Below are 14,795 nucleotides of genomic sequence, written 5' to 3'. Positions count from 1 at the left end.
TGAAATTGGTTGTCAGGCGTGCAGCTCATCGAGCAACGCCTTCGCTTCCTTCAGATCGAGTGTATCGAAGCCCTCGGTGAACCAGCCGTAGACCGGAGCGAGAAGCTCGCGGGCCGCATCTTGCTTACCCTGATCGCGCCAGAGCCGCGCCATGCTCATCGCTGCGCGTAGCTCCCAGGACTTTGCCTGCTGCGCGCGCGCGATAGCTAGGACCTGCTCGAAACATTCTTGCGCCTTCGCCGCGTCAGGCTCTGGCGGCGCCATCAACGCGATTTCGCCCGCGATACGATTGACCTCCGCCTCGAACCAACGTTCTTCGCTCTTCTTTATGATAGTCATCGCTTCATCAATGCAACGCGATGCTTCGCTTGATTGGCCGAGTGCAGTATGAACGAGCGCCATTAATGACAAGAAGAATGGCTGCAAAAACGTCGTTCCCATTGAGCGATGTGCGCTGAGCCCGCCCGTAATCATTTCAATTGCGTGCGCAGATTTCTCAGTAAGAGCCAGCACGCTACCTTGCACAAGTGTTCCGGCGACCCTATAAGTCGGGGAGCTATTCTGATCCGCCAACGCGACAAGTTCCTTACCCAACGCGTTTGCTGCTGTGTAACATCCACATGACGCTTTCATAAGACCTGTCCACCACAGCGCAAACATTAACGTAGAAGCGTGATCGATCTCCCGCGCTTCTTGCATCGCGCGCTCAGCATCCGCCAGTGCGGCGTCAGGGTAGCCAAGCATCCACATTGTCAAGGAACGAAACGACAAGTCCACAACTCGTTGGTCTTGTGCAGCAAACCTAGTTAACAGCGCACGATGGACAGTAGGATCGTACAGCGCCAGTGCCTGATCGTGGTGCGCTCGGGCTCGCAGGAACTTGCCCGCCGAAGCACAGGCAACACCCATCATGGAATGCCCGGCCATAAGCGGAGCTGTTGCACCCTGGCTCTCGGCGAGCGTCAGGAACTGCGCCGCAAGCTCGCGCAGCACGGCGCCGTTGAATCCGACAAAGTTGGCGACGCAACCGCCGAACAGAACTGAGAATAACAACAGAGGGTCTTGAGGGGCTCGCCGAGAGCTTCAGCATGTTCGATGAGTAGACGTGCACGCTCTGTAGCCGCTTTAGATTCAGCCGCAGCAAAACCTTTGACATTGAGAAGCGGCGGGACTAGCGCGACCTGAAGCTTGATTTCTTCCTGACGAAGCGCCGGCGAACTCGGTAAGGTTTTGATCTGGGCAAACGCGCGCGTCAGTTGCTCTATTGCTTCGACGAGTGACGAACGCTCCAGCGACCGCTGCCCAGCTTTGCCCCAAAGGTATACAGCCTTCTCAATCAGACCAGCCTCGGTGTAGTGGCGCGCCGCCAACTCGGGCTGGCTATCGGCGATATCCGGAAAGTAGCTTTCGATGGCTTCGGCGATCCGGGCGTGAAGCGCGCGTCTCGGCTCGCGCAGCAAAGTACCATAAGCCGCGTCCTGCACCAGTGCATGCTTGAACAGATAGCTTGCGTGCGGCAGAACACCCTGACGAAATAGCAAGCCAGCCCCTATGAGACGGTCGAGCGCTGATGCTAACTCCGGCTCGGGCTTTGTCGCGACCGCGGACAAGAGGGCATAAGAGAACTCTCGCCCAATCGCTGCGCCAATCTGCGCCACCTCCTTAGCAGGACCCAGCCGGTCGAGCCGCGCCATCAGCGAGGCATGCAAGCTTGCGGGGACTGCTAAAGCCGTATGCGGCACAGTCGCGGCAGTCCGTTGCGCTTCTTCCTCACTCCCGGCTTCCAGCACTGCCTTGGTCATTTCCTCCACGAACAGCGGGATGCCGTCCGTGCGCTCAATTATGTCGTGCCGGACGCCCGTCGGGATGAACTTGTTGCCGACGACGCCGTCAATCATGGCCTCGATGTCGCGCGGCGCCAGCCGATTGATGGTGAGAGCCGTCACGTATGGCCGCCCGATCCAGGCTGGCTCGAACTCTGGACGGAACGTCACAATCAGCAGCACAGGAAGGGAACGAACCCTATCGACGACCCGATCGAGCGTTTCCAGGCTCGTGGGGTCGGTCCAGTGCGCATCCTCGAAGATCATCAGCAAGGGGTTTTGCCGCGACAATGCCTCCACGTGCGCGGTGAGCGCTTCCAGCGTTTTCTGCCTGCGCTGTTGTGGTTCCAGATCGAGCGCCGGATAACGTCCGTCGTTCGGGAGCGACAGCATCTCGGCGAATAGTGCCGCGTCTTCCATCCGGGTCGAGGTGTCGGCCAGCACCGCGTCGAGCTTGTCGAGCTTCGTTTGCGGGGTGTCGTCGAACACAAATCCAGCGGCGCGCTCCATCTGACCGATCACTGGATAATGGGCGCTGTCGGTGTGCTGCGGAGAGCAGAAATAGCGCAAGCGCGTGTGCGGCTCGCTGACGAGGCGTTCCATGAGCGACGCAGTAAGCCGCGACTTCCCTATACCTGCCTCGCCGGAAAGCAGCACCACCTGGCCTTCACCCCTCTTTGCCCTCGACCAGCGCCGAAGAAGCAATTCGAGTTCTTCTTCCCGCCCGACCAGTGCGGTCAGACCCGCCGTGTGCAGCGCCTCGAAGCGGCTTGCCACGGAACTCGCCCGCAGCGCCGCCCAGGCCCGCACCGGTCTGGCGATACCCTTGAAGTCTTTCGCGCCGAGGTCCTCTAGCTCGAACAGATTGCCAAGAAGCGTGCGCGTGCTTTCGGCCATGACCACCGTGTTTGGCTCGGCAACGCTTTGCAGACGGGCTGCGAGGTTCGGCGTCTCGCCAACGATGCCGCGCTCCTGCGCTTCACCCGAGCCGATCAGGTCGCCGACCACGACCAGCCCAGTGGCTATGCCAACGCGAGTTTGCAATGAGACAGGAGCCTTCAACGCGCTGACCGCCGCGATCAGTTCAAGTCCAGCTCGTACCGCTCGCTCTGCGTCGTCTTCATGTGCTTGGGGATACCCGAAGTACACTAGGACCCCGTCGCCCATGTACTTCGCAACGAACCCGCCAAGGCGACGGACGGTCTCGGTGACGCATCTCTGATAGGCCGAAATGATCTCGCGCAAGTCCTCCGGGTCCATTCGCGCGGATAACGCGGTTGAACCAACCAAATCCGCGAGCATCACGGAGACTTGGCGGCGCTCTGCGCTGTCCTGTGGTTGTGGGGCCACAGGCGTTGTTGCCGCCTCAGTCGGTTTGGATTGAATTTTCTCAATGCCGTTCAGATCGGCTATCGCGCGCAACAATTCGGCAAAGCGCTGCGCATACTCGGACAAGCCGAGCTTTTTGAGCCAATCCGCAATCTGCTGCATGGCGGCGCCCCGGATTTAACGCTATCCGTTCTGGACCGGGAGGACAGAAAGTCTACCACACGCCGCAACATATTACAGCGCCCACACAAGGGGCACATGTCCGTTGAGGGTCACTCTCGGACTTCGGCGTGCGCAGTTGCGAAGTCTGCTTTGGCGCGATGAACTGACATAGTCCGGCCGCTTCGGAGGGTCCGGAAAGTGCCGATTTTGTTGCAAAAGTCGAAAATCGAACGACCCCGAAAATCTCGCGAAAGGTGATTTTCAGGAGAGCTGTACGTTGCGAAGCCACATCACGCCGCTACGCAGGTCCGTGGTCGTTTTTCCGAGGAACGACGTGGTCTCTCACGTCGCCACGTGCAACACGCGTCAGCGTCCCTGAAAATTTTCGTTCGTCACCCCAAAAAGACTTTTACAACGAAATCTGCCAAAAGCAGACCTTATTGAGAGCCTTCGAAGCCTACCGATGGCTTTGGCTGTGCGTGATGGGAGACCATGCACCAGCGCCCACCGATCTTCTCGAAGACGTTTGTCACGATCCAATCGATGTCGCGTGCGGTGCCGTCCTTTCAGCGCGCGTCCGACCTCCAGGCCGATTTGCCACGCGAGATTGCCGACTACATGAATCTGCGCGTCGGCGATCGAGACGCTACGCGACACAAATTCAATGTTGAACGACTTCCAGTATCGTTTCTGCGCGTCCCCACCGACAATGATGGACGTGCTGCTCGGTCCCACATAGGTCACGTAACGCGTGTTCGCCCAGACGGTCTCCATGCACGTACCGTCATCTAGCACCGGTAAGGCCGCATAGAAGGCGTTGCTCGCGGCCTCGACCTCTTCGATGTCCGCCCAGCGGGCTGTCGTCATTGGGGCAGCTTGATGCCGGCTTCTTTCACGACGCGGCTCCAATGGCCAACCTGTTTGCGCATGAAGTCTCTGAAATCCGGCTGGGCGCCGCCGGCGGGCGTCGCCCCTAACTTCTCAAAGGTTTCGCGAACTTTCGGGTCACGTAGCGCCCGATTCACCGCCTCGTTCAGCCGGCCAACGACGGCGTCGGGCGTCCCGCTCTTCACCGCGAAGCCGACGTAATCCTCTACAACAAGGTTCGGGAAGCCTTGCTCGACCACCGTCGGCACGTTCGGCAGGCCGACGATGCGCGACGGAGCTGTCACCGCAATCCCGCGCAGTTTGCCCGTCGCGATCAGGTCGCCGGCAGTAACGCTGGCGAGGAAATCGAAGTGATTGATACCGGTGAGCAAATCCGCGAGACGCTGCTGCGGTTGCACGTATGGAACGTGGACCGCCTGAACGCCGGCCTCCAGTTTGAACAGTTCCGCGGCCAGGTGCGCCGGCGTACCGAAGCCCGCAGAAGAGAAGTTGAACTGCCCCGGGCGCGCTTTCAACAGCGCGACAAACTCCGGCATTGTCTTCGCCGAGAAGTCCGGCGGTATAACGAGCACGTTGTACGATGTCGAAAGCTTCACGACGGGTATGAAGTCGTCATCCGGGCGAATGCCAAGCTGCGGCATCAGCGCAGGAACGGCCGCGGTGGGCACACTCATCGGGTAGATCGTCAGGCCGTCAGCCGGCTGCTTCAAAACGTCCAGCATTGCGACCGTTTGCAATGCACCGGGCCGGTTCTCCACCACCACGCGCCATCCTTCGCGCTCGGAAAGCTGCGACGCCACGACCCGGCTGATGACGTCCGGTGGTGTGCCGGGCGGCGTCGGCACGACAATCCGGATGGCCCTGGAGGGAAACGATTCAGCGTGGGCGGGCGCAGGCGAGCCCCAACCGGCGAGCCCGAAAGCGAAGACCGATATCAATGCTGTAGACCACTTCATCTTGCCCGAGCCTCCTCTGACGATCACTTGCTCGATGGTTTGGTCGCCGGTCTTACGGAATCGGCACATTCCACCTTTCCTTCTGCTTGCGCCGGATTTCCGCGAGGCCATTCAGACAGCGTGTATACCTTCCCTGGGGCTCCTCGAATCCGAGGTCGGTGCAAAGCATTCTGTCTTCCTGCGCGATCTCGGCCCTCTTGGCGGCGTCTGCGGCGATCTGCGCGTTCCGACCGATTGTGAAACCCCACGCAAGCAGAGCGGCGATCAAGGCGAAACCCAGAACCGATGCGGCCCTCGAAAACGAAATTCGCTCACCGGCAACGCTTGCTCCGTTCTCGTCATCGCTCGCTCCCAAACCGCTTGTCGTGACGAGAGTTTGCCGGAAAACCATATAGTCGATAAGCTCGATTTTTTATCGCCCCTATAGCTTTTAGGAATATCGGCATGGACGACGACCAGATCAGCCGCCGCATCAAGCTGCGGCACCTCCGGACACTTATCGCCGTTGCCCACAGCGGCAGCATGGCAAGAGCCGCCGAGCAGCTATCAGTCTCTCAGCCGGTCGTCTCAAAGGCGATTGCTGAGCTGGAGCAGATCGTCGGTGTCGCATTGTTCGATCGGATCGCTCACGGCGTGACGCCGACGCTCTACGGGCGCGCGCTGCTCAACCGAAGCGCCGCGCTCATAGACGATCTGAATACGACCGTGAGCGAACTGAGACACCTCGCGGACCCCACGCACGGCAAGCTTCGAATAGGCTGCGAGGAGAATCTCGCGACGGGCCTGCTGCCGACCCTGATTGATCAGCTATCGCGTCAATACCCCGGGCTCGTTTTCGACCTTGCGCTGGGCGATCCAGCAACGCTGCAGCGCCGCGATCTGCTCGGTCGGAAGGTAGAGCTTGCGATCATGCGCTCCGAGGTCCACGAGTTGGACGAAGGTTTGGAGCAGACCATCCTGTACGATGATCGGCTCTGGGTCGTCGCTGGCGCGAACAGCCCGTGGGTGGCGCGACGAAAGGTGAGCCTCGCCGATCTGGTGCAGGAGCGCTGGTGTTTGCCCCCGCCGGACCATCCAGTGGGCGCGCTGGTGATCAAAGCCTTCGATCGCGCCGGGCTCGTTCCTCCGGCGCGCACTGTCACCGTGGCGTCGGCACAGTGCACCAGCAACCTCGTTGCGCGCGGGCAATATCTCGGCGTCCTCGGCAGCCTTTTTCTGCAATTCAACCCGCCGAGCGTCCAGCTCAGGGCGCTGCCAGTGACTTTTCCGGTGGCGGCTCCTCCGATCAACATCGTCACGCTAAAGCAGCGTGCGCTTAGCCCAGTCGCAAGAATGTTCGCCGAGTTTGTCCGCAAGATCGCAAACCCTGCCGCGAAAACACGGCGGGCGCGCGCGCCGCTTAATTAGGTCATGAAATTCCGCGATTTCCGCTAATGGGATGGTCCGGCCGTGCTCCGGCCCTGCCAGCACGAGAAGCTGGCAAGGGGCGCTCAAGACAAGGAGCACGCCATGTCTCAGAAAATCAACGCAGCGATCGCCGTGATCGGCATCGATATTGGCAAAAACTCGCTCCACATCGTGGGGCATGATCACCGCGGTGCCATCGTGCTGCGGCAGAAGTGGTCACGCGGCCAGGTGGAAACGCGGCTCGCCAACCTGCCGCCGTGCTTGATCGGTATGGAGGCCTGCGTAGGCGCCCATCATCTCAGCCGCAAACTCCAGATGCTTGGCCACGACGCCCGCCTGATGCCGGCGAAGTACGTGCGTCCGTATTCGAAGGGACAGAAGAATGACTTCCGAGATGCGGAAGCCATCGCCGAGGCGGTCCAACGCCCGACGATGAAGTTCGTCGCGACCAAGACCGCCGAACAGCTCGCCCTTCAGGCACTGCACCGCGTCCGCGATCGATTGGTCGGTCAGCGTACCGGCGTCATCAATCAGATCCGTGCGTTCCTGCTGGAGCGGGGCATCGCCGTGCGGCAAGGCCTGCATTCCCTGCGGTTCGAGTTGCCGGGCATCTTGGCGACACGCATCGATGTGCTCTCGCCTCGCATGTCGCTCATCATCGAGGGCCTGGTGGAAGACTGGCGCCGGCTGGATCAGCGTATCGAGAGGCTATCTAGCGAGATCGAAACACTAGCCCATCAAGATGAGGCCTGCCGGCGACTGATGACGGTGCCTGGTATTGGCCCGATCATCTCGAGCGCAATGGTGGCCGCGATCGGCGCTGGAGACGTGTTCTCGAAAGGCCGCGACTTCGGCGCCTGGCTTGGACTTGTGCCGAAGCAGACATCGACCGGCGACCGCACGATCCTCGGCAGTATATCAAGGCGCGGCAATCGCTACCTGCGCGCGCTGTTCGTGCAAGCCGCTTGGGTTGTGCTGGTCAAGATCAGGGGTTGGGAGCGCTATGGCCTCAACTCTTGGATCCGAGCCGCCAAGAAACGATTGCATCACAACGTGCTGGCGATTGCGCTCGCTAACAAACTCGCCCGAATTGCCTGGGCGGTCCTCAACAAGGGACGCGCCTTCGCGAGCGTCAAGACGGAGGAGACAGCGTCCCGACCTGCTTGACCCTCGCGCCGTGCGCGGGGCCGTCAAGGCGCAGCCTGGCAGCAGAGAGCAAGACGTCAGGAAAGCACGACGGCCGGCCTTGACCCCTTGCGCGCGGCGCGTCTGCGCGCGCAGGCCGGGACGAAGGAACGACCGCCAGGCACAAACAAAGGAACAGCGCGAAGTGAGGAGCTATCGATGACGTAACAACACCCCTTACCCGCCGAGGTCTGCGAGAAGATGAGACGACGATGGAGAATCGGTCTTCCCGGCGCATGCGAACACTGGTGACCCAAATGGCCCGGTCGAGGCCTGTCCGCTAACCAGATCACATGCGCGCTGATATCCATGATGGCCCGGAGCACTGCGCTCCAAGCAGAGGCCGGATACATTGATGCAAGACCGCATCTACCGGATCATCGAAATCTTCTTGCACCGCACGGCCGGACCATACATTGGGTCAATCGCGTCCTTTTGGCTCTCGGCCGGCTAATTCCGCTCTTCCCCTGATAGTGTTGCGAAACTCCCAAAACGCGGTGCGAATAATTTTCCGCTAAAAAGCGAACCAAGCGACAGTCGTCGATCGATGTACCCCAGCGCGCCAGCGAAGTTGCTAGTGAGTTGCGCTAGTCGATGTGGTCCTCCACATTCTTACTCGATTGTCGCGCCTATGGCCCGGGAAAACTATCTTCGGTGACCCAAAAAGACTTTTGCAACACTATCCCCCTGTAAGCGGATGTCGTAATGGCCAGTCGTCATGCCTCAAAGGTGCCAGAAACAGTCTCTTTGCACCGTAGCTCGTCGGTCATCTCGTCGGGCGCAGCAACACTTCCCGCCCAGCTCTGGCTGGCGGGACCGTGGACTGAGCAGCACGGCAGCTTCAGCCGCGCTTAGCGGCCGCGACGTAGCCAGCCGTGACCTCGTCCTTGTGGGCGGCGAAGGCTGCCAGTACTTCAGCCTTCTCGCGTTGGGGGATCTTCGCGAAGTCCAGCGTCCGTCCAAGTTCGGCTGCGACCTCATCGAATTCGGCCGGAGAGATCCTGAGGTTCCGGTGGGCCTCCTCTAGGCCAACAGGCGTCTTGCCGGGCTTGGTGGCGGTGAACTGGAAAGGCCCACCGGAAACGTTGCAGACCCACAGCGTGCGCATGAACTTGAGACCGGGCAACTTTTTTAGGTTCTTGGTGTGCCATTCCCGCAGTTGCGGGTTCTTGGACTTCTGGCCGACGATGGGGTTCTTGACGACGGCGTCGCTGAAGTGATCGATGACCGCCGCGATGGCGAATACGCCCCCATAGCCGCTCATACAGACTTTTCTTAGACGTAGGTTCCTTTGCTTGCGCGTAGGCGTTATCAGCCCCCGCTAAAGCGACTGGGGCGGCGCTCAGCGCCAGTCCCGCGACCAAGCAGCTTCGTCTTGTGATGGAATTCGAAAGGTCCCGTGTCATTGGTTGTCCTCCTTGGTTATGTTCGAAGACATTCCCATCTCGCGCCGCGTGCGCGCCGCACGAACTCGGTATTGTCCGGTGCCAACGGGTTCATCCGCAGGTCCATGAACCTGTCGCTTCGGCGCTTGTGCCTCGCTGCCTACCTTGGATGGTATTGAAAGGAAAAGGTTCCCGGCAAAAACTGGAGGCGCGTCGCATCCACAGGACTGCAGGACGCAATGGCGAAACGTTCGAGAACGTCTGCGTTGGGTCAAGTTTCGGGCCTGGCCGTCGTCCAGACCAATGGCCGCTTTTTCTATCGAGAGCAGACATGAGCGCAGGCCGACCCAGGCCTGTTTGGATGCCACAAACTGCTATTCGCCTACCTGCACTCGGCGCCAACCTCAGCATCCGTCGGGTTGGCCACGGCTGTTCGGTTCACGAGTCGCAAAGTGCGGTGTCGGATCGAATTGTCCGCAACGCTCGGCCCGCCCGAAAACGCCGCGCTCGTTGAAACGCGACGCAGATCTGTACGTTGACCCATCTGTGCGGTGAAGACGGAGCGCGGACAATGGCATCATCCGATACGTTGTGACGGATATAGATAGATCGGTGGAATTCTATCGCGAGAAACTCGAGTTCTCGGTGGACATGCACAATCCTAGCAAGTTCGCGGCGCTAATTCGTGATGATCTGAGGCTCTACTTGAGCGCCCCAGGGGCGGGCAGCGGAGGAACTGCTGGCGGCAATCCGGAGCCTGGTGGATGGAATCGGTTCATGATTATTACGAAAGATATAGACGGTCTCATCGGCCGGTTGAACGCTGGTGGGGCCAAGTTTAGAGGAGAAATTAGCGAGGCGGGAGCCGGTCGCGCGAGGCTTCTGGAAGATCCATCGGGTAACCTGATTGAACTGTTTGAGTTCAAGGAAAAATAAGTGATGTGACTGCCTGTCTACTAGGAAGCTCGAGGATGACGGTGCGGTTTGTGTATAGGGACTAACGCGGCCAAACGTCGGCTTAGGGTAAGTCCGGGCGCGTAACTCGGCAGTCCGCCTAATTCTTCATGCTGTCCTTCGACATGAAGTCGTGCTTCTTCATGCCGTCCTTGGATATGGCACCGTCGTTTTTCATGCCATCCTTGGAATCGCGTCCTTGGACAGGCTGTCCTTGGCCATCCCGTCCTTGCCCATTTTGTCCTGTGCGAATGTTGCAGGTGCGGAAGCGAGTCCCACCAAGAGAGCGAGAGCGGAAATCGAGAGCAAGGCGCGCAAAGTCTTTGTCATGTTGAGTACCCTTTGTTGTGCTTGTTCGCGGTTAACCGCTGTTTCGATTACGTCGATCGATCGGCCTTCGTTACGAACAGCGATCGAACGGTGGTGAACAAATCGCTGTGATCAATCGGCCGTCGTTGCCGGCATCATTGGCGTCTCTCCTATTGTTGGAAGTTTGAGCTGCGTGGTAAGCCATGCGGCAATCGCGAGTGACGCGCCGACGCCGGCGACGCACGCACTCCAGTCAAAACGGTCGAACAATTGGCCGAGAACGGCGCTGCCGACCATGCCGCCGAAGAAATAGCAGGCGAGGTAGGTTCCGCTGGCGACTCCGCGATTGTCGTGTGCGGCCTGGCCGACAAAGCCCGTCGCCGAGGCCTGCGCGAAGAAGGTGCCGACGCCGACCAGCACCATGCCGATCAGAACGTGCGGAAGATGAGAGGACAGCATCAGGGGCAGTCCAACAGCGGCGACCGCGAGCGCAGCCCAGATCACAGGCGGGGTGCCGAACCGCGCCACCGCCTTGCCGGCGAACATCGTCGTGATCACGGAGGGCGCAAAGACAAAATAGACGAAGCCGAGATCCATCCGTCCCAGTGACAGCGGCGCGCGCACCAGGACGAAATTGACGAATGTGAAGGTGCCGATGAAGGCAAACAGGATGCAGAAGCCGATCGCAAAGGCGGCGCGCAGCGACGGGCTCCGCCAATGCGTGACCGTCGCCGCGAAAGGCGATTGCGTCGTGGAGATCGTGTGCATCGACCTGACGCGCGGGATCGTGAAGTACACCAGTACCGCGCCGGCGAGGTTGAGCAGCGCGAAGAAATAGAAGTTCGACGCCAGCCCGAGCGCATCAACGACCGCGGCCGAGACCAGCCGTCCGATCAGGTTGCTGGCGACGTTGCCGGTGATGTAGGCGGCAAAGGCGCCGCCGGCGTCCATCGAGCTGCACTGTTCACCGAGATAGGCCAGCGTCAAGGCGAACGCCGAGGCCATACATAGCCCCTGCAGGACGCGAAGGGCCGTGAATACCGTGAGGTCGGGCGCGCTCGCCAGCAAGGTGGTGGGGACGGCGAGCAGCACGAGACTCAGGAGAATACCAAGCCGGCGATCGATATGCGGGCTGAGAAAGCCGACCACGAGGCCGGCGAGGGCCATGCCCATGGTGCTGGCATTGACCGCAAAGCCCATCGCGGCCGGCGTGACGTTGTAATGCCGGGTCAGTGAGGGCAGAATCGCCTGCGTCGCGAACAGATCGACCACGGTAAGAAAAGCCGTGAGGCCGATGATCAGGGATCGCAGGACCACGCCCGGCGAGTGACTGTGCATATCCATCGCATGCGGCTTCATAGGCGCGGATAGGTCGGTCATGAGGCGTCTCGCTGGGCGATGGAGAAAGGGGGATGTGACGCCTGGGCGTGTGGGGCAACACGGGGGATCCGAGGACGTCACATCAGGCAACGGGCGCCAGAGGCGCGCGTTACATGTTGTGGTCGTGCGGATCCTTGCGGACGTCGCCGACATAGAGAATGACGGTTTCATTGCCGAGATTCTTCCACCAGTGCGAAGTGCCGGATACTTCGGGCCGGATCTCGCCGGCCTTGTGGATGATCGGCTCGGCGCAATTGCTGGCGTATTCGACGATCTCGCCCTGCTGCACGTAAATCAGCGCCGGACGGTCATCATGGCTATGCCACGGCACGATGCCGCCGGGATCGATCGTCAGCTTGCGGAAACGCAGCTCGCGATCCTTGATGTTGGCCGGCTGCTTCTCGAGGTTGATCGCGCCGAGCGTGACATCGGTGACGCCGACCGGCTTGTAGTCGACCTTCTCGCGCACATTGGCCTTCGTCTTGTCGGCCGGGCATTCACCGGCAAATGCCGTCGAAGCCGATGCGACGAAGCCTGCGATGATGCCGGCAAACGCGAGACCCCGCCAGGGCGTGCGGGATGAGTTGGATTTGGACATGTCGTGGTCTCCTCTGTTGTTAGCTTTCCGCCTTTGAAGTCGCCTTGGCCCGAAATGATTTGGCCGGCTACGTCATCACCATCAGGGAAATCACCGGCGAAATGAAATGCCGGTTGGCTCTGGAATCGATAGCGCCGAGCTATGAGCTATCCATGTCCGAGCATGTGCTTGATGTCGGATGAAAACGTCGGATAGGCATAGACGTTATCGCGAATCTGCGCGGCGGTGAGACCAAAGCGCATCGCTAGGCCGAACAGGTTGACCAATTCCTGGCCGGCGTGCCCGACGAAATGCGCGCCGAGAATGCGGTCGTTGGTTTGATCGACAATGATTTTCGACCACGCGACGGTTTCGGCATAGGTCTTTGCCGAGAACCAGTGGCGCATGTCGTTGGTGTGCACGTCGATCGCTGTCCTCGATGACGCCACCGCAGTGCGGGCATCCGAGATAGACCGCGCGCGCCGCTGCCATCGGCGTGCTGTTCGGCGGCCAGCGCATCAGGTTGAACCGCGGGACGAAATATTCCTCGCAATGAGGACAGGGCCAGCACCAGTGGTGCCGGGTGCCTTGCTGCCAGAGTTGCCAAATCGGGCTTTCGATATCTTCCGACATGGCAACGTCCCAAAAGACCAGCTTGCTTTTCTGATCCTCGATCGCCGCGACCTGTCCCTTTTTCGGCGTTGACGTGACCACGCAAACAAAGTCGGCATAGGTATCGCCGCGCCGCTCGACGAGACCGAGTGGCCCGCCTTGCGTGTTCACGTTCGAAACCATTTCGTCGTATTCATCGACCAGCGCCAGCACCGCCGGATCGGACTTCAATGCGGTCGATGATCCCGAATGCGCGAGACGAAACAGCACGCCGCTGACCATCTTTCGCGTTTTCGTCATCCGCTTGCCGCGCGCCAGCTTCATTGTCAGCGTTGGCGACTGATCAAGCAGCGCCAGGACACGCGGCTCGAACTGCTCGGTCAGGAATTGCTTGTTCGGGCCCACGTATAGGATCGGCCCCGGCCGCTGATCGAGCCGCTGCCCGGCGCAATCAAGCATCAATTCCGACTTGCCGGTTTGCGCACCGAAAACGAGAACCGCGCGGCGCTACTTGCCGCTGGCGATCATCCGCTCGGGCTCGATGACGTAAGGCGTAAGCGTCGGGTCACGCGGCCCGGGGACCGCCGCTGTCTGCGGATATATCCGGTTCTCCGCCGCCCATTTGTCGGGCGGAGTTGGACGCGACGGCCTCGCTAGCAGCGCGAGTTTCTGCCACAGCGCGTCCCCTTTCGGCGGCAATATCGGCCACCCTTTCGAGGATGTCATTTACAGCGGTCTCGATTGTTCTTCGGAATTGCAAGTCGCGCGTGACGCGCGCCGGCAGGCCGGCCGTCTGCGCGCGAAACAGTCCGATCATGTCCTCGACGATCGCCATGGCCTCGTCGATTTCCATCAAACGGCGCTCGCGGGTCGCGTTTCGCAATTCGATTTCGCGCGCTCGCGCATCGCGCACCCGGCTGTCGGCCGCGCTCTTTTGCGCGCGCCGGTCACTGTCATTGCGAAGGCGGATATAGCCTTGCACGACATCGACCAGAAAAAACTGGTCGCGCCCTTGCCTCTCGATCCAGCCCTCCTTTGACAGTTGCCGGATGCGCTCCGGGCTCACCATGAGGAGCCGCGCGGCAAGGGCCGATGTGATCAGTTGGCCGCGCCCGGCGCCCGTATCCGGCCCCGGGGGCGCGTTTTGGGCACTCGCCCGGCCCGATCCGCCAGCGGAATTCTCGCCCACCAGTGGCGCCCCTATTGGTGCCGTGGGCCCGCCTTTAACCTTTTGATTTTCCATCGTTATTTCCCTCGGGACGGGGTCAAAAAGATCTTCCAACCACCGACCAGTGGCCTAGTTCTGGGCCGTTCCCCCGGGGCTTTGGCCCATTTCCGCGCCGGTGCCGCCGGGGGCAAAAGAAAGGCGTATGTGGAAATGACGAAGCTAACCCCGGCCGATCTGGCCCACTTCACCGGCACCGCCGAATGGTATCGCCACGGTCTCAACCGGCGCATGCTCTACACCGAAGGCGTGCAGTTCTCGCCGAGAAGGGCGGCGCGTATTGGCTGCTCGACAAGATCGCTTGCCTTCAACTCGAACTGAAGATTCGGGCCGAGGAATTTCAGGTCTGGCGATTGCACGTCATGGATGACCGCACCGCGCGTCTCGTTTGCGACGACGGCAACGATAACGGCACCGCCATCTATTCCGAGGACATCGACTTCACCGATTTCCCTCTCGATCAAATCTCGATTTGGGTCGAGGGCAATGTCATCCTGCTGCCGAGTGAGCACTGATCATGAAATTCGTCGTAACCATCCGCACTGACAATGCCGCGTTTAATGAGGACCGCTCGGCCGAGGTCGCGCGTATCCTTCGCGATGT

General features: G+C 60.5%; 13 protein-coding genes and 3 pseudogenes. 5 read left to right on the top strand and 11 right to left on the bottom strand.

The window, feature by feature from the left end; all coding sequences use genetic code 11:
• Positions 1-12: 12 nt before the first annotated feature.
• The 4 genes from RX328_RS29715 to RX328_RS29700 form a co-directional block, all read right to left on the bottom strand.
• Positions 13-1,053, bottom strand: coding sequence for a hypothetical protein (locus RX328_RS29715; RefSeq protein WP_213257396.1), 1,041 nt, complete (start codon positions 1,051-1,053; stop codon positions 13-15).
• Positions 963-3,314: an ATP-binding protein gene (locus RX328_RS29710; RefSeq protein ID WP_213257394.1), complete on the bottom strand. Its 2,352-nt coding sequence runs from the start codon at positions 3,312-3,314 to the stop codon at positions 963-965. Before RX328_RS29710 ends, RX328_RS29715 begins: the two co-directional genes overlap by 91 nt.
• Before the next feature lie 366 nt (positions 3,315-3,680).
• Positions 3,681-4,181, bottom strand: coding sequence for a hypothetical protein (locus tag RX328_RS29705; protein WP_213257392.1), 501 nt, complete (start codon positions 4,179-4,181; stop codon positions 3,681-3,683).
• On the bottom strand, positions 4,178-5,002 hold the full coding sequence (locus RX328_RS29700; RefSeq protein ID WP_317258532.1) for a tripartite tricarboxylate transporter substrate binding protein: 825 nt from the start codon (positions 5,000-5,002) through the stop codon (positions 4,178-4,180). The genes RX328_RS29705 and RX328_RS29700 overlap by 4 nt, the downstream gene beginning before the upstream one ends.
• 10 nt (positions 5,003-5,012) lie before the next feature.
• On the opposite strand from RX328_RS29700, the gene RX328_RS29695 reads away from it, so the two are divergent.
• The 3 genes from RX328_RS29695 to RX328_RS29685 all read left to right on the top strand — a co-directional run bounded on the left by RX328_RS29695 (position 5,013) and on the right by RX328_RS29685 (position 7,732).
• The gene (locus RX328_RS29695; RefSeq protein WP_213257390.1) at positions 5,013-5,585 is read left to right on the top strand and encodes a hypothetical protein; all 573 of its coding nucleotides are present in this window, start codon (positions 5,013-5,015) and stop codon (positions 5,583-5,585) included.
• Positions 5,586-5,602: 17 nt separating this feature from the next.
• Positions 5,603-6,565: a LysR family transcriptional regulator gene (locus tag RX328_RS29690; protein ID WP_213257389.1), complete on the top strand. Its 963-nt coding sequence runs from the start codon at positions 5,603-5,605 to the stop codon at positions 6,563-6,565.
• Between the two features lie 102 nt (positions 6,566-6,667).
• On the top strand, positions 6,668-7,732 hold the full coding sequence (locus RX328_RS29685; protein WP_317258531.1) for an IS110 family transposase: 1,065 nt from the start codon (positions 6,668-6,670) through the stop codon (positions 7,730-7,732).
• A gap of 859 nt (positions 7,733-8,591) precedes the next feature.
• Here RX328_RS29685 and RX328_RS29680 read toward each other — a convergent pair.
• Positions 8,592-9,014 carry a group 1 truncated hemoglobin gene (locus RX328_RS29680; RefSeq protein WP_249727323.1) on the bottom strand — a complete coding sequence of 141 codons (423 nt, stop codon included), beginning with the start codon at positions 9,012-9,014 and terminating at the stop codon, positions 8,592-8,594.
• A 733-nt stretch (positions 9,015-9,747) separates the two neighbouring features.
• Between RX328_RS29680 and RX328_RS29675 the strand changes: the two genes are divergently transcribed.
• A complete protein-coding gene (locus tag RX328_RS29675; RefSeq protein ID WP_317258530.1) occupies positions 9,748-10,071 on the top strand; it encodes a VOC family protein in 324 nt (107 codons plus the stop codon).
• Positions 10,072-10,189: 118 nt separating this feature from the next.
• Here the strand turns inward: RX328_RS29675 and RX328_RS29670 are convergent.
• From RX328_RS29670 to RX328_RS29645, 6 genes and pseudogenes are all read right to left on the bottom strand, one after another.
• A pseudogene (locus tag RX328_RS29670) lies at positions 10,190-10,419 on the bottom strand (pentapeptide MXKDX repeat protein).
• A gap of 111 nt (positions 10,420-10,530) precedes the next feature.
• Positions 10,531-11,778: an MFS transporter gene (locus RX328_RS29665; protein ID WP_213257263.1), complete on the bottom strand. Its 1,248-nt coding sequence runs from the start codon at positions 11,776-11,778 to the stop codon at positions 10,531-10,533.
• A 109-nt stretch (positions 11,779-11,887) separates the two neighbouring features.
• Positions 11,888-12,376, bottom strand: coding sequence for a cupin domain-containing protein (locus RX328_RS29660; RefSeq protein WP_213257261.1), 489 nt, complete (start codon positions 12,374-12,376; stop codon positions 11,888-11,890).
• A 146-nt stretch (positions 12,377-12,522) separates the two neighbouring features.
• Positions 12,523-12,804, bottom strand: coding sequence for a hypothetical protein (locus RX328_RS29655; RefSeq protein ID WP_312018168.1), 282 nt, complete (start codon positions 12,802-12,804; stop codon positions 12,523-12,525).
• A 25-nt stretch (positions 12,805-12,829) separates the two neighbouring features.
• Positions 12,830-13,426: pseudogene (locus tag RX328_RS29650) on the bottom strand (phage terminase large subunit family protein); the annotation flags it as partial.
• Between the two features lie 106 nt (positions 13,427-13,532).
• The gene (locus RX328_RS29645) at positions 13,533-14,210 is read right to left on the bottom strand and encodes a hypothetical protein (RefSeq protein ID WP_317258529.1); all 678 of its coding nucleotides are present in this window, start codon (positions 14,208-14,210) and stop codon (positions 13,533-13,535) included.
• 135 nt (positions 14,211-14,345) lie between these two features.
• Between RX328_RS29645 and RX328_RS43885 the strand changes: the two are divergent.
• Positions 14,346-14,707: pseudogene (locus RX328_RS43885) on the top strand (DUF6876 family protein).
• Positions 14,708-14,795: the final 88 nt, after the last annotated feature.

This window comes from Bradyrhizobium sp. sBnM-33 (assembly GCF_032917945.1).
GTDB lineage: Bacteria > Pseudomonadota > Alphaproteobacteria > Rhizobiales > Xanthobacteraceae > Bradyrhizobium.
This window is presented reverse-complemented; position numbering and strand designations above follow the sequence as displayed.

Bases quoted from the DNA above. Each gene is read 5' to 3' on its own strand.
- RX328_RS29705 (WP_213257392.1), bottom strand. From the start codon at position 4,181: ATGACGACAGCCCGCTGGGCGGACATCGAAGAGGTCGAGGCCGCGAGC.
- RX328_RS29660 (WP_213257261.1), bottom strand. From the start codon at position 12,376: ATGTCCAAATCCAACTCATCCCGCACGCCCTGGCGGGGTCTCGCGTTT.
- RX328_RS29645 (WP_317258529.1), bottom strand. From the start codon at position 14,210: ATGGAAAATCAAAAGGTTAAAGGCGGGCCCACGGCACCAATAGGGGCG.
- RX328_RS29685 (WP_317258531.1), top strand. From the start codon at position 6,668: ATGTCTCAGAAAATCAACGCAGCGATCGCCGTGATCGGCATCGATATT.
- RX328_RS29710 (WP_213257394.1), bottom strand. From the start codon at position 3,314: ATGCAGCAGATTGCGGATTGGCTCAAAAAGCTCGGCTTGTCCGAGTAT.
- RX328_RS29680 (WP_249727323.1), bottom strand. From the start codon at position 9,014: ATGAGCGGCTATGGGGGCGTATTCGCCATCGCGGCGGTCATCGATCAC.
- RX328_RS29695 (WP_213257390.1), top strand. From the start codon at position 5,013: ATGACGTCCGGTGGTGTGCCGGGCGGCGTCGGCACGACAATCCGGATG.
- RX328_RS29690 (WP_213257389.1), top strand. From the start codon at position 5,603: ATGGACGACGACCAGATCAGCCGCCGCATCAAGCTGCGGCACCTCCGG.
- RX328_RS29665 (WP_213257263.1), bottom strand. From the start codon at position 11,778: ATGACCGACCTATCCGCGCCTATGAAGCCGCATGCGATGGATATGCAC.